Source organism: Bacillus sp. LR--39 (assembly GCF_053613335.1).
Genome location: NZ_JBSIOT010000001.1, coordinates 1,714,307 through 1,728,458 on the forward strand (window position 1 = coordinate 1,714,307; position 14,152 = coordinate 1,728,458).

The 14,152-nt window shown below is 34.3% G+C and carries 12 protein-coding genes; 1 reads left to right on the forward strand and 11 read right to left on the reverse strand.

Annotation, left to right across the window (positions count from 1 at the left end):
* The first annotated feature begins 31 nt into the window (after positions 1 to 31).
* Positions 32 to 796: a sulfite exporter TauE/SafE family protein gene (locus tag ACWHAR_RS08115; protein ID WP_007610763.1), complete on the forward strand. Its 765-nt coding sequence runs from the start codon at positions 32 to 34 to the stop codon at positions 794 to 796.
* Between the two features lie 45 nt (positions 797 to 841).
* Here ACWHAR_RS08115 and ACWHAR_RS08120 read toward each other — a convergent pair whose 3' ends face one another.
* The 11 genes from ACWHAR_RS08120 to ACWHAR_RS08170 form a co-directional block, all read right to left on the reverse strand.
* Positions 842 to 3,727, reverse strand: coding sequence for a type 2 lanthipeptide synthetase LanM family protein (locus ACWHAR_RS08120; RefSeq protein ID WP_032874564.1), 2,886 nt, complete (start codon positions 3,725 to 3,727; stop codon positions 842 to 844).
* An 88-nt stretch (positions 3,728 to 3,815) separates the two neighbouring features.
* Complete coding sequence (locus ACWHAR_RS08125) at positions 3,816 to 3,992, reverse strand: class II lanthipeptide, LchA2/BrtA2 family (protein ID WP_017417596.1); 177 nt, start codon at positions 3,990 to 3,992, stop codon at positions 3,816 to 3,818.
* A gap of 35 nt (positions 3,993 to 4,027) precedes the next feature.
* Entirely contained in the window at positions 4,028 to 4,204 is a 177-nt protein-coding gene (locus ACWHAR_RS08130) for a class II lanthipeptide, LchA2/BrtA2 family (RefSeq protein ID WP_162859400.1), read from the reverse strand.
* 206 nt (positions 4,205 to 4,410) lie between these two features.
* A complete protein-coding gene (locus tag ACWHAR_RS08135; protein ID WP_032874562.1) occupies positions 4,411 to 6,558 on the reverse strand; it encodes a peptidase domain-containing ABC transporter in 2,148 nt (715 codons plus the stop codon).
* On the reverse strand, positions 6,548 to 9,730 hold the full coding sequence (locus ACWHAR_RS08140) for a type 2 lanthipeptide synthetase LanM family protein (RefSeq protein ID WP_032874560.1): 3,183 nt from the start codon (positions 9,728 to 9,730) through the stop codon (positions 6,548 to 6,550). Before ACWHAR_RS08140 ends, ACWHAR_RS08135 begins: the two co-directional genes overlap by 11 nt.
* A gap of 86 nt (positions 9,731 to 9,816) precedes the next feature.
* On the reverse strand, positions 9,817 to 9,999 hold the full coding sequence (locus ACWHAR_RS08145; RefSeq protein WP_032874558.1) for a plantaricin C family lantibiotic: 183 nt from the start codon (positions 9,997 to 9,999) through the stop codon (positions 9,817 to 9,819).
* Positions 10,000 to 10,191: 192 nt separating this feature from the next.
* The gene (locus tag ACWHAR_RS08150; RefSeq protein WP_032871259.1) at positions 10,192 to 10,857 is read right to left on the reverse strand and encodes a response regulator; all 666 of its coding nucleotides are present in this window, start codon (positions 10,855 to 10,857) and stop codon (positions 10,192 to 10,194) included.
* 11 nt (positions 10,858 to 10,868) lie between these two features.
* Positions 10,869 to 12,119, reverse strand: a complete 1,251-nt coding sequence (locus ACWHAR_RS08155) for a sensor histidine kinase (RefSeq protein ID WP_032874556.1) — start codon at positions 12,117 to 12,119, stop codon at positions 10,869 to 10,871.
* Positions 12,120 to 12,184: 65 nt separating this feature from the next.
* Positions 12,185 to 12,376, reverse strand: a complete 192-nt coding sequence (locus ACWHAR_RS08160; protein WP_003154894.1) for a hypothetical protein — start codon at positions 12,374 to 12,376, stop codon at positions 12,185 to 12,187.
* 17 nt (positions 12,377 to 12,393) lie between these two features.
* Positions 12,394 to 13,125 (reverse strand): ABC transporter permease, encoded by a 732-nt coding sequence (locus ACWHAR_RS08165; RefSeq protein WP_032874554.1) that lies wholly within the window; start codon positions 13,123 to 13,125, stop codon positions 12,394 to 12,396.
* Positions 13,106 to 14,041 carry an ABC transporter ATP-binding protein gene (locus tag ACWHAR_RS08170; RefSeq protein WP_065465011.1) on the reverse strand — a complete coding sequence of 312 codons (936 nt, stop codon included), beginning with the start codon at positions 14,039 to 14,041 and terminating at the stop codon, positions 13,106 to 13,108. The genes ACWHAR_RS08165 and ACWHAR_RS08170 overlap by 20 nt, the downstream gene beginning before the upstream one ends.
* Positions 14,042 to 14,152: the final 111 nt, after the last annotated feature.

The window sequence follows — 14,152 nt, forward strand, 5'->3', positions numbered from 1 at the left end:
AAAATAGTAGGATTATTCAGGAGGCACACAGATGACTGTAAGCATTGTGTTTATGGGTTTCTTTGTCGGAACGCTGGTCGGATTGACGGGTGTGGGAGGAGCGGCGCTTTTGACTCCTTTACTGATCGTTTTGGGGATCAACCCCTCAATCGCCGTCGGCACTGACCTTTTATATAACTCCATCACCAAACTGTTCGGTGTCGTTTCTCATTGGAAGCAGCGCACCGTTCAATTTAAACTTGTCGGCTATTTGGCGCTCGGGAGCATTCCCAGCGCAACAGCCGCCATCGGTGTTCTTCACTTGTTTCCCGCTTTTCACCAGCATCAGGAGCAGATTATCAAACAGGCGCTCGGCTACGTACTGACCCTTGTCGCCATTTCCATTATCGCCCGCCTTTTTTTCGATAAAAAACTGCGGCCGAACCGCTGGCAGCAAAAAACGCTTGAAGAAAAGCGGACACTCATGATACTGATCGGCGTCATTTTCGGCTTCATCGTCGGCCTGACATCTATTGGGTCCGGCTCATTATTTGCGATCGCCATGTTATACCTATTCAGAATGAAAACGGCAGAAGTGGTGGGAACGGATATCGCACATGCCTTTTTGCTCGTAACGGCTGCCGGTCTGTTAAACGCAAGCTTCGGAAGCGTCGATTACCTGCTTGTATTGAATCTGTTGATCGGCTCTGTGCCGGGTGTGCTTCTCGGCAGCTTCTTTTCGCCGAAATTCTCACCGCGCCCGCTGCAGTTTGTGATGGCGGCGATTATTTTAATCAGCGGAATAAAATTAATATAAAAAAGCGTCCTTTACAGGGTCGCTTTTTTATTTAGAAAATCCACCTCAATCCAAAGCCAATGGGGTGGGAATTTCTTTATTAACTAACCTTAAGAGTGCATATAATTGTCCGGTTTTCCCTAACATCATACCAAGTCCCGAATGATCATTTCTTATTCCATTTTGCCAGCCATTTTTTAACAGATTCTCTTCAAAATGGTTAACCCATATATTAATTGTATTCTCAATCTCTTGCTTGCGATTTTTAAAGAGAGATAATTCCTTAATAGCGTGAAGTACATCTATATTCCCCATCGTTCCATGGCATAATGAGTAGCCCTGACGGTGGGAATTTCCATTCAGCAATGTGTCATCTAAAGACTCATTAATATACCCAACGTGAATACGCCCGTCTACATTCTCGTATATCCTGCTTCTTCCAAGAAGAATACCGCAAGACCCATGACACCACATTGCGGAAGAATAATCCGACTCATTTTTTCTGTTATCTCTCCATTTATTTATTTTAATATCAAAAAATTTATCTTCGTATTTGAGAGCTGATTCAATCAGTCTAAGTACTTCTCCAGATGCCTCAATATGCGCATAATATTCAGATAGTGCATAACAAATCCCAGTAATACCGTGAGAAAACCCTGCTAAAACAATATTCTCATCCGCGTCGGATTTCCAATATGCTTCATTTCTATTTTGAATCGCTCTTTTGCATATTTCTTTACAAACTGCTCTTGCCGTATCTTCCATTAATTCAGTCCGATAATACCTGCCAAGCTGAATCACAACCTTTAATATACCTGCGAGTCCGCCTATAAAATCAGTATGTGTTATTTGAGCGGTTTCCTGACGAAGTTTCTCTAAGTATGCTTTACACATACTATTCACTTCATTTTCCGAATAAAGTCCGGTACCTCTCATTTTATTAACAAAATAGATATAAGAACTTGACCCGTAAAAAGCAGAGAAATTTGTTTTATAAATACTATGCTCATATATTTGATTAATTGAATTCACTATTTTACGAAGAACCGATTTGACTTTTTCATCATTATAAATAAAATCATAAGCTGAAAAATAAAGCCCCACTCCAGCTAACCCATCGTACAGCCCAAAACTCAGCGGTCCTACGGATAAGGTGCCATTGGGAGCCGAGACTATTGATACCCATTGAAGATATTTCTCCGATTCGATTGCTTGTTTTAATATACAATCTGTTTCTATTTGAATCAGCTCTTTGATTTGTATGTCATTTTTTAAATATCCAGGTACAAAATCATCAATTTGATTTTTGTAAATAATATCCAAATTAGCCGCCGTGGAGCTTAAGGCCATATTTATCAAGCTCACTTGCTGATGCATGTCTTCTTCCGACATATTCGCTAAACGAGTTAAAACTTCTTGTTTAGCGCTTTGTTTCATAATCCCTGTATCCACCACATGTATTGAATTTGAATAAACCCTTTTTTCACTAATAGGAGCATTAAAATAGGGTATATCACCGATCATCATATCCTTGATCTCAAATGGACTGATGGAATCAAATACTTTATATTTTGTATAAGCATCCTTAATAAAAGATAAAACCCTTATCCTTTCTCCATAATCTTTTAAATACATAGGATGGAGGAGGGTTTCAAGAAATGAAGCGTAAACATATGTAGGTCTGACAATAATTCTAATAGGAGCATAATTTAAATCGCTTATAAGGTTCCGTATATATAAATCTTCTTTCAAAATAAAGTATATTCTTTTGAAACCTTCAATAAATTCTCTTTCAAATTCAAAGCATTCTGCTACTTTATTTTTGTAAACAGGAAGATTCCTTCCCCTTTTGAAGAGATATTGTTTCTTTCTCATAGAAATTTTATCTGTTTTTATATGAAGCACTTCTTCTTTTTCACCTTTTTGATTTTCTGTGTTTATCAAGCCTCCTATATTAGTCAGCCCGTTATCTTCCGGAAAACTCATATAGTTAAAAAGTGCAGATTTTAATATTGTTTTATTTACCTGTGCTGATGCCATTAAATTAACATTTTCCTTGTTCTCCTCAGAAAAAAAGAGGCTGCTTTGAAACAGAGTCTCAAGATCAACCAACACCGGTTTATCACGACATGCTATGATATTTTCAAAATGAAAATCTGACCCTTGAAAAGCATAAATAAATCCTAAATGCATTCCAAATTGGTAATAATAATTTCTTACCTGTTCAATATTATCGCACGGTTCAGACTGTACATACTCTTGCCACCCGTACTCACCTTGATTCAAGGATAAAGGTGTTTTTAAATTAGTTTGATAATACTGATTGACATAATCAATGACCTTTTCATAAAAAACATCAATTTCAAGTGAACGGGGTTTATAAACGAGTTTGTTATTTTCAAATTCAATAATAACAACACTTTTACCGCCATTATGAACATCCCCTGCATTCATATTAATCTTTCTCATTTTTCCGAACGAAAGATTGAATTTTTGTTGGATTTTTTTATAGTCATTAACCCAATGTTTAATAATAGATATAGTGAAGCGTATAAAATCAGAGGTGGATCTGGAGATTAAATCTTGCAATACAGGATAATTATTGAGTATTTCTTCAACAAATGCGGAGTTTTTCAGCCTTTCTGAGAATATATCATAATTTTTAGATTCATTTTTTTGATCAAACTCGTCAAAAGTTTGATGAAACTCATGGATAAGTGTTTTCCCCGCCAAATGGTATATTTTTTTCTTATAATTAATTAATATCGATTCAACAAGACATCCCTTATCCAGCAGACTTTCGGATGGTATTCTATCTATTTCTTTAACAATCTGAGCTTTAAAAATACTTATATAATACTGCGCAAAACCTTCGAAATAATCCTCTTCTTTAAAAAGATTTAACATAGAGTTTTCATAAACATAGTTATCCGAATTCTGTGTTTTGTTCACATTTATCACTTCCTTATATATTCTTGATTGTCTTTGACAAAAAAGAAAAAGAATATGTACGCATATACATATTCTTTTTCGGATATGTTTAGTCGTTACATGGACTGACAATAGACGCACACTTTGTCGTCGGACAGCCTGCTAAAGAGATTGGTATTGTGATGGTTGTCGGCGTTACGGTCATCGGGGTTGCATCTGATCCCCCTGCAAGGTTTTTTAATTCTTCTTCAGTCATTGGAGTCAGTGCTTGAAAATCTTTTTTCATGGTAATTCCTCCTATTGTTTGAGTTTTTATAAATTTCAGTCGTTACATGGACTGACAATAGACGCACATTTAGTTGTCGGACAGCCTGCTAAAGAGATTGGTATTGTGATAGTTGTCGGTGTTACGGTCATTGGAGTTGCTTCCGATCCCCCCGCCAATTCTTTTAATTCTTCCTCAGTCATTACTTCCAATGCTAAAAATTCTTTTTTCATTAAAAATCCCCCCGATTGTTTTTTATACTTGCCTTTGCGGACATGCGCAGCCTACTGTGATAGTTGGACAAATATGATTTGTGATTGGATATGTTGTTATTGATACTGAGTTTTGCCCTCCAACAAGCTCTTTTAATTCTTGTTCTGATGTTTCATACAACGCGCTGAAGTTCTTTTTCATATTCCATATTTCACCTCCTTTCAAGTTAATAAGTCTGCTGCAGCTGTGATTCATATTTGGTCTTAATGGTCTTTAAGTTTCCATTTTCAATCTCGTAGACAGATTCGGAGAATTCGAGCCATTCGGTTCTATGAGTAATAGAAATTACAGTGATATCCTTTTTGTAAATATTATTTAATATATTTAATTCTGTATCCTTATCCAAATTGCTTGTTCCTTCATCTATAAATAGAATTTGCGGATTTTTCGCTAATACTCTGGCTATTGAGATTCTCTGCCGCTGTCCACCTGATAAGGTAATACCGTTTTCTCCAATCATGGTATGATACCCCATGGGCATTTTTATAATATCCTCATGAATACATGCTTCTTTTGCAGCTTGTACAACTTCTTCCATTGTTATTTTTTCATTGAAATATTTTATATTATTTATAATAGTGTCATTAAACAGATTGACATCTTGAACAATATAACCTAACGTTTCTCTCAGCTTAACCATATTAACGTCCTCTATTTTGAATTCCCCGTAGCAAATTTCTCCTGCTGTTTTTTGATAAAGGCCGGCAATGATTTTAATCAAAGTAGACTTTCCGCATCCGGTTTTTCCGATTAATGTGATTTTTTCTCTCGGCCGAATCATTAAATTTATATTATTCAAAATATAATTGTTTCCGTTGTAGCTGAAATCAATATTTTTCAAGCTGATATTATGAGCGGCCGGGTTAAATAGTTCACTGCTTTTATCATTTACTTCCTCATCTTTTTCGTCCAGCACAGCTTCAACGCGGTCTACCATTTCTTCGACTAATTTAATAGACTCAAGACTGCCGATAATTGATCCAAGCGGTGACATAAACCGTCCGGCAATGTTAGAAAAAGCAATTACTGCTCCTAGCGTTAGGCCTATTGATGCTGCTGACCAAGTACCCACAATTAAAATAAGTAATGGCAAAGATAGATTGATTGCATTGGAGACCGCACCCAGTAAGGATGAATAATTCATTCTTTTTGAGAAATAATCTAGTTGATGATTAAAGTTATAATTTAATTGGCTTTCAATATTCCTTGTCTCTCCTATTGTTTTTATAAACGTCATGGATCTTAAAATTTCGATTAGCTGGCTCTGAAAATTTGATTGACTATTTATTTCCTGTTTTGTGAACATTTCAATTTTCGGAAGCAAAATTTTAGTACTCATCACCTGTATAGCTGCTCCCAATAAAACTATAAAAGATAATATCGGGGAATAAAAAAACATGACTATGAAAAATACAAATATAAGACTGATATCTAATATCAAAGTAGACGCTAACCTGGAAATGACTTCACGAATTACAGCAATGTTATGGATTCTAGTTGAAATATCCCCGGCAGTATTCGCCTCAAAAAACTTTAATGGAAGACTAAATATTTTATGAATTATTTTATCAGTCATACTCTTATTAATTTTTAATTGCAGTTTGATAATAAATTTCATTCTGATTAAGGACAGACTAAAGAATAATACGATTGAAACAATAACAATCATGAAAAGCATTGGTATGGGAAGAATTTTCTCATTCCCGTCAATAAATGAATCAATAATATATTGAGTCAAAAAAGGGGTCATTAAGTTTAATGCTTGAAAAATAAAAGTGAAACTTATGATAACCCCCAATAATTTTTTATCTTTCAAAAGATATTTTCCGATCTTTCTAAATGAAGACACATCTTTTAATGACGAAGCAGTCTTATCCTTTCTCTCAAGTTCGTTCTTTCTGATTAACATAATAGAAATGCCATTATAGAAGGTTTTGAACTCTTCTAATGTGATTGTCAGTCTGCCAGACGAAGGGTCTATAATTTTAACGTTATCTGTGCCAAATGCGTCGACAACTACAAAATGATTATGATTCCAATGAACAATTAGCGGATGGTTTTTATTTAACTCTTTAAGCTGCATTATATTGTCTGTGCGGAATGCTTTGAAATCATAATCGAATGTTTCAGAAATCTTTTTCATTTCAATTAAATCAGTGCCGTCTCTTCCGATAATTTCTTTATTTAATTTCAATTTGTTAGGATTGATTTTTATTCCCTCAGCCCTGCTCAAAACCATGGCTAAACAAGTAATACCGCAATCAAATTGATTTCTTTGAAGAATAACCGGAAGCTTTCTTTTTCTAATTTTCATAAATGTCTCCTAATGTATCTACACGTCCTATTTCAAGGTTGAGAATATTCGGCAATTCCGCGTCTGCTGCATACAGCATTCCATATACGATCCCCGCCAAACCAAGCATTAAATTAGGTGTTTCAACATCCCTTCCCACTCCGCATTGGTAGAAACCTATATTTTTGTCTTGTACACTCTCCAAAATCAAGTTTTTTCCGATATTTACAAATTGACTTTCGCCAGTCCTTTTTCCATATTCGATCAGTATTAAAGCATTTCCCATGTCTCCGTGACAGAGGCTTTGCTCTCGGCCAAAACCGTCATAAAAAATGTTAGAAACGGTTTTATTCAGATCTTTTTTGGCCACTTCGGAAATATCAGAGTGTTTTGAATCTTTCAATTCTAATCTGCTTAATAGAATTCCAGGAGATCCATGGCACCATGCAGATGTTGCAGCTTCATTTACCGTTTTTCTCAGATCAAGCCAGTTACCGTTTACTTTTTTTGAATTTTCAAAAGCAAGCCCTTTTCGGATGTACATACTTATATCTTGATGTTTTGAATGTTTCTCGAGTAATTGAAGGGCATATATCATTCCAGCGTTTCCATGGGAAAAACCCGTTAACGGCTTATTTGCAATACCTTCCCAAGTGACAAAATCCTCATCAAGAAAGATCGCTTGTTTCATTAAAAATGAACCGCATTGTTCAGCCAATGATAAAAAGAATGTATCATTCTCTATTTCAAACGAACGTATCATTACAATAAGAGCCCCCGCTGTGCCCCCGATTATATCCAATTCTTTATCATAAGGAAGCAAAGACGGAATAAGCTGAGCGATTTGTTTTGCATCCTGTTTATATTTTTCGCGCTTAGTATACATATAGAAATTCATTAAAGTATATACTATTGAAGATACTCCGGAAAAAGCACCTACAGACATACTGCTGTCTTCGTCCGGTTTCACCTCAATATCAATAAAACGAGAGACGACATCTTTCATAATTTTTTCGGCAATGTCCAGATACTTTTCTTTTTTCGTGACGCGCCATAAAGCCAGGTAGGTGAAAGCCATCCCGGAAAGCCCGTCGTAAAAGGTATCACCCATAACGGATAAGTTCCATTGAATTTCATCAACTCCAATAGGAGTAGCGTTAAGCCAAGAATACGAACTTCCTTTATCTGTGTGTGCATTGTAAGATTGATTATAAATATAAGCGGCCAATTCCTCAGCTTTTTCTATTAAGATACTTTCTTGGTTACTACTGAAAACATTTACATATTGTCCTGGTTCTTTTGTTATAAATTCTTTCAAAACAATTTGCCGATCATCCTCCGAAGCAAGCATGGACAGTTCGATAACATAGAGCTGAAACTTTAAATCGTCTTTTGATAAATTTGAAATTCGTTCTTTTACACTTTGAGCTGGTGTTTCCGGAAAGTAATTTTCAATTTTCTTATTTTTTGAGCTTAGTAAGTCTTTCTCATTCAATTTCACTTTGAAATAAGGTATATCATTATTAATTAAATCGTTGAACTCATATTTAACAATAGATTGATATTCATCTTCTTGCTTTGGTCTCTCCCATATTTTTGATAAGAAAATTTCTCTATCAATAGAGTTGTGTAAAAATCTAGGATGAAAACTTAATTCTAATAAAGCAGAATACTTTATTGTCGGTTTTGATATAAACCGAACATATATCTTGTTTTCGCTCTTTTCTATTATGCGAATCAGCTCCGAAGCATGTTTTAATATAGTCATATATGCTTTTGAAAAACCTTGCTTCAGTTCTTCGACATAATCTTTTGCATATACAAATTTATTCTCAAGCATAGGGTGATTATTAGCTGTATCAATTTCAACATAGTCTCGTTTGACCGACATTTCTGCTGTCTTTAAATTGATAAGCTGAGGAACTTTAATGATCGACTTTACTTTCCCTTTCCGGCCTATTCCGCTGATGTCGGCTTTGCCCCCAAAGAAAAAAGGAAGCAGTCCTAATGCTCTGACAGATTCATGAAGCTGTGTTTCAGCTTTTTCATAAGCGTCCATCCCGTCCTTTTTTTTCTGGTATGCAGGATGAAATAAGGATTCCAAATCAATGAGAACTGGATAGCTCCCGTTGGCAATGAGATTTTCCGAATGAAAATCAACGGCTTTCAATGCATATAACAAACCGATTTGAGCTCCTGTACGCTGATAAAAGTTTTGAATATCTTTTAGACAATTGCATGCTTTAAAAGATATAAATTCAGTCCATCCATATCCGTCTCTGCTAAGGACATTCGGAGTACTCAATTTTATATCATGATCTCTAATTTTCTCATTCAAAAATTCAATTATCTTTTTATATAATAGATCAATTTCTAAACTTCTCGGCTTATAAATAAGCTTGCCTTCATTTAATGTTATTTTAGTAACCTTTCTCCCATCAGAATGAGAATCACCCATTCCTACTTCAATGTCCCTTATTTTGACTTGTTCTGAAAAACCAAATAAAGAGAGCAGTTCAGGCTTGTCCTTTTCAAAACGCGAGATAAATTCCAATATGAATTTTTTAAATTTTCTTAGTTCGTTTCCAATCACTCTTAATAAGACTGGATATTGTTGAAAAAAGCTTTTAAGATACTCCGGACTGCACAAAAGAGTTTTATTATAATAACCATATTTTTCTTTAGGAGTCTCCCCTGCCAAAAAACCTTTTTCCCGATTCATATTCATATCCAATACAAGTGTTCTATAGGATACTTTTAAAATGATTTTTTCTAATTGATTTGAAATACTATGATGAAAAAGAGCCGGTTGTTCCAGCAGATAGTCATAAGAAGGAAACTTTGATTTTTTAAGTAGATCATTGAAGTAAGAGGACACTTTTAACGCAAAAACGTGAAACATGATTTCTTCATTTACGTCTTCTTTTTTAATAGCTTGGTGAGCGATCCCTTTTTTTAGGTTTTCGAAAACATGAACTGTAAAAGCGGATTTATGTAGGGGGGTTTGATATAAGTTTTTCACTTTATCAATTGATTGAATGGATAACACATTATTAATGCTTTCCTGGGCCATTTGAATATCATTCTTATAGATTAATTCTAAGTTTCGATCAAACAGATTCTCATTTTCATCAGATTGAGAGACAGCAGCTTTTTTTTCTTTACTTAATAGAATATTAGTTAGCGAATTCATTTAATATTCATCTCCTTTTAAAAAAGAGGGAGACAGCTGGATCTCCCAGAGCATTGGAAATCTATTTTCTTATTTTCGGATTTGTTTTAACACCAGCAAGTGTGAGTAGGGCAAAGACCGCATTCCCAAGTTAACGTACAAAGCTTACCATCATTTCCTTGAGAAATCCCCCGCTGTTCTGCGCCTCCTCCTCCGCTGAATTCATTTAAAGAAATTTCCTCAAGTTCTTCTCTTAAATCACCGGCAAAACGATACATTTTCTCATTCACTAATATTCCTCCCCTTGAGTTTTTGAAATATATTGGATTTGAATCCATATATTTCTATAAATCTATGATAAACGATCTTTTACCTATAGGCACCGAAAAGTCATATTCGGAAAAGCGCTTTTTTTTTGCGCGTTTCCGAAGTATAAGTTATAAAGAAAATCGGGATTAACTGTTCCGTTAATCCCGATTCACTTACTCATATATAGTTTTCATAGAAATTAATGAATATCGATTTGCTTTGATCAGCGCCTCTGTTCTGGATTTTACTCCGAGCTTGTTGTACACACCAGTAAGAATGTATTCAACCGCTCTTTGACTGATCAACAGCTTTGCTGATAATTCCCGGTTTGTCATTCCCTCCGCTACGCCCGCTAAGATATCTTGTTCTCTTTCATTTAAAGTAATATCTCTTATTCTATCTTCAAGCTTATCAATGTTGAACGTATTTGCTTCTGTTCTTCTTAATTGTTTAAAGAGATGAGTAGGAATAATGGTATCTCCCTCAATGACACTTTCGATTACTTTTATCATATGCTCTTCTGTTGAAGACTTACTTATGAACCCGGAAACACCAACTTCAACCAAAAGATTGAAATGGACAGAGATATCAAAACCAGTATAAATTATAATTTTTTGATCGGGACTCTCTCTAAGAATCATTTTTGACAATTCCATTCCATTTAACTCCGGCATATATAAATCAAGTAAAAGTAAGTCATACTCGTAATGCTTAAGGTGATTAAGTACTTCTTTACAGCAAGACAATATTGTTACTCCCATTTTATTGCTTTTTTCAAGAATGGCTTTTGTCCCTTGAGCAACACCAATATGATCATCAATTAATAAAATCTTTATCATGTCAGCGCTCCCTATTCATTTTTCGTACTTATTTCAAACCTTAACAGCAATCCTTCATTTACGCCTGAAGATATATTATGAATACCATTCATACAATTTATACGCTCTTTGATCCCTGTCAGTCCAAAACTGTTTGTTTTTGAATTTACTTTATTCCAATCAATGCCGATTCCATTATCTTCGTAAACAAACATAAGACTTGTTTTTTTTTGAATCATTGTCAAAACAATATAACTGGCTTTTGAGTGTTTAACAGCATTAGTAAGCAGTTCTTGAACAATCCGGTAAAAGTTTATTGTGATATCTTCTGTAAAAATAGAATCATCTTTTACATCTACAAAGAATTCAATATCAAGCTGATAGTTGCTTTTATGTTTATCAATCAGGACTTGAATGCTTCGAAGAAGTCCCATCTCCATTAAAAAAGGTGGTCTTAAATCAAAACATTTTTCTCTTATATACTGGATATTGTCCAGCAAAATTTCTCTTATGTAATAAATATCCTTGTATTTCTCAACATGATACTCTAATTCTCTGCATACAAATATCAGCTCTTGAATGATAGAGTCATGAATATCATGTGCAAGCTTGGTTCTCTCTATTTCTGAAATAGAAAATAAAACCTTAGAAAGTACAGCTGACTTACATTTATGTTGATCGTCTATGATAATTTCATCAATTTTTTTTTGAATCAACAATTTGTTCTGAAGTGCAGATGCTGTGCAGAATGCCAGCATTCGCAGCCAATCTGCTTCGTTTTCACGAATCTTTATAGGGTGTCCTTTATGTGATAAATGAATAAAAACAAATGTATCACACTTCTCCCCGATAAACAGAATTGATCCGCTGGCGGTTTCACGTATTTCTCCTATTTTAAGATTTGAAATGTTTATGTTAGGAACCTGAATGTGATTTCCTTTCAATTTTAATGTTTTTTTGTCATAGTTTATAAGAGCAATCTGCTTTCCTGAAAACACACTTTGTATTTCATTGGTTAGTTCTTTTATCAATTGATCTGCATCGGATCCCTCTTGGCATAATTCTGAAAAACGGAACAGGCTGCGAAGATATGTCTTATTTCTGTCATCATAGGTAAAGCATAAACAACTACTGCCGAATATACTTAGAACAAAAAATAGACTATACTGTTTAAACTGTAATTGGCTGCCTGTTATAAGCAAAAGCATAAATAACAATAATAAGGAGAAAACAAAAGCCCTTACAAACTGCTCAATATTAAGCTTCACCCAATTATCTTTCATTTGTAACCAAGCCCCTTACTAAGGAAAATAAGGGAATCCCTTTGAATCCCCTTAAAATGAAAAAGTTACTTTACACTTATTAAAATATAAACAGCAAAGGCAACAATGTATACCAGAAATGATCCAGTCATAAATTTTACAGGTTTTCTTGAAAAGTTTAGTACTCCTCTTAATCCGTCATTCAAAATCATTCCGAAAAAGGTAACCAGTGTAACTCCTAAAGCGAGCATTGAAATCACAAAAATAACTTGCTCCATGTATACTCATCCTCCATTTACATTCTGTTTTTTTTCGAATATACGTATAATCCTGATAAGGACACCAAAACATACAGCCCCATGATCAGTAATCCCCAAACTAAAAGAATTGAATCGGAATATCCCATATCACTTTCAAAAATTTGAATACTGAAACGATAAATAAAAGAAAAAGGAAAGACTATTGAGACATCACTTGCTAACAGTATCGTCATTATTAAAAAGGAAGCTACACCGGTTATCATGACAACCACTATATTTTTACTTAAGAAAGCAATTAAAGCTGCAATCGGGATGGTTAGCAGGCTCAAAGTAGTAGAAGTAAAAGATGTCGCTATTAATCTTAATAAGTCGCTTGCTGAGACATCTTCCCGAAAAAAGAAAAACAAGGTGGATAAGTGAATAATATGATTAACAGCTGAAATTAAAAACAAAAATAGAAAAGATGCAGCTAGCTTTGATAATATCAATTTGAATTTATGATACGGATATGACATCCAATTCAGCATTGTCCTGTTTTTAAATTCTAAATAAAAATAAAAACCTGAAAAAATAAAAATAACAGTTGGAAAAAGGATTGAATACTGATTAAAAACAAACATATAAAATTTGTTCCAATCTGTATTTTCGTTCATAGCCAAAAGACCGATTCCGTTTATGAGAAATGGCAAAAAACTTAGAAAGAAAATAACATAAATTGATTTCAGTCTTTTAAGTTTTAGAAACTCGTTACGCACTAACAGACTCATGACCTTTCTCCTTTGCCAGCAGTTTTAAATAAAGATCTTCCAAAGATAGCTTAAATCCGTCAATAGATTCCTTGTTAAATCCACAAGAATTTAATTTCTCTTTCATTTCCGACGGATGAATTACTGAAATAAACTCGAATTGCTGTTTATTCCTTGAAATAACATGATCCGCAAATTTCTCAATATCCGCCCAATTAATACCCGCTTCAGCTGGAATTTTGTATAAATAAAGATGTTGCGTATTTTTCATAAAGGCTGACTCGAAAATAATCTGCCCCTTATTCATAATAAGTAATTCATCGGCCATGAGATTAATCTCACTTAAAAGGTGACTTGAGATAACGACTGTGGTTCCATTTTTCATTACTTCTTGGATCAGCATTTCACGTACTTCTTTAATACCATATGGATCTAAACCGTTCGTCGGCTCATCCAGCAAAAGCAATGCAGGAGCATGCGCAACTGCTCTGGCAATTCCCAGCCTCTGTTTCATTCCTAATGAAGTTTGCGAAAACAGTTTATCTTTATGTTCAAAAAGTCCGACCTTTCCTAAAATCTCATTTATCTCTTCATCAGAAGCTGATCTTTTTAAATAGTTAAGATGTAATTTAATATTCTCAAAAAGAGTCAAATTTTCATAAAAGCCAGGAAATTCTATAATACTTCCGATAGACTGAATCACATCATTATTTGGATTGCGATATAAGTTATTTCCCTCAAAAATCACTTCACCTGAAGTTGGAGGAAATATGCCTAAAAGAACTTTAAGAAATGTCGTTTTTCCTGCACCGTTGGGACCTAACAAACCATATATTTTACCTTTTTCCAATGTTAAATTTATATCATGTAAAATTTCTTTCTTTTTTATAGAAACATTGATACCTTTGGATATTAAAGCTGGATCAGCCTTTCCCACTTTTCATCATTCCTTTCCGCCTTGTTCTGTTTATAATATAAACTTACGAGGTTAAAAAGAAGATATAATCAAGGTTAATTTACGTTTAAATTTCTCAACATAAAAAATACG

Excerpts from the sequence above, each read along its gene's own strand:
- ACWHAR_RS08115 (WP_007610763.1), top strand. The coding sequence starts at position 32 with ATGACTGTAAGCATTGTGTTTATGGGTTTCTTTGTCGGAACGCTGGTC.
- ACWHAR_RS08125 (WP_017417596.1), bottom strand. The coding sequence starts at position 3,992 with ATGAAAAAAGATTTTCAAGCACTGACTCCAATGACTGAAGAAGAATTA.
- ACWHAR_RS08130 (WP_162859400.1), bottom strand. The coding sequence starts at position 4,204 with ATGAAAAAAGAATTTTTAGCATTGGAAGTAATGACTGAGGAAGAATTA.
- ACWHAR_RS08135 (WP_032874562.1), bottom strand. The coding sequence starts at position 6,558 with ATGAAAATTAGAAAAAGAAAGCTTCCGGTTATTCTTCAAAGAAATCAA.
- ACWHAR_RS08140 (WP_032874560.1), bottom strand. The coding sequence starts at position 9,730 with ATGAATTCGCTAACTAATATTCTATTAAGTAAAGAAAAAAAAGCTGCT.
- ACWHAR_RS08150 (WP_032871259.1), bottom strand. The coding sequence starts at position 10,857 with ATGATAAAGATTTTATTAATTGATGATCATATTGGTGTTGCTCAAGGG.
- ACWHAR_RS08155 (WP_032874556.1), bottom strand. The coding sequence starts at position 12,119 with ATGAAAGATAATTGGGTGAAGCTTAATATTGAGCAGTTTGTAAGGGCT.
- ACWHAR_RS08160 (WP_003154894.1), bottom strand. The coding sequence starts at position 12,376 with ATGGAGCAAGTTATTTTTGTGATTTCAATGCTCGCTTTAGGAGTTACA.
- ACWHAR_RS08165 (WP_032874554.1), bottom strand. The coding sequence starts at position 13,125 with ATGAGTCTGTTAGTGCGTAACGAGTTTCTAAAACTTAAAAGACTGAAA.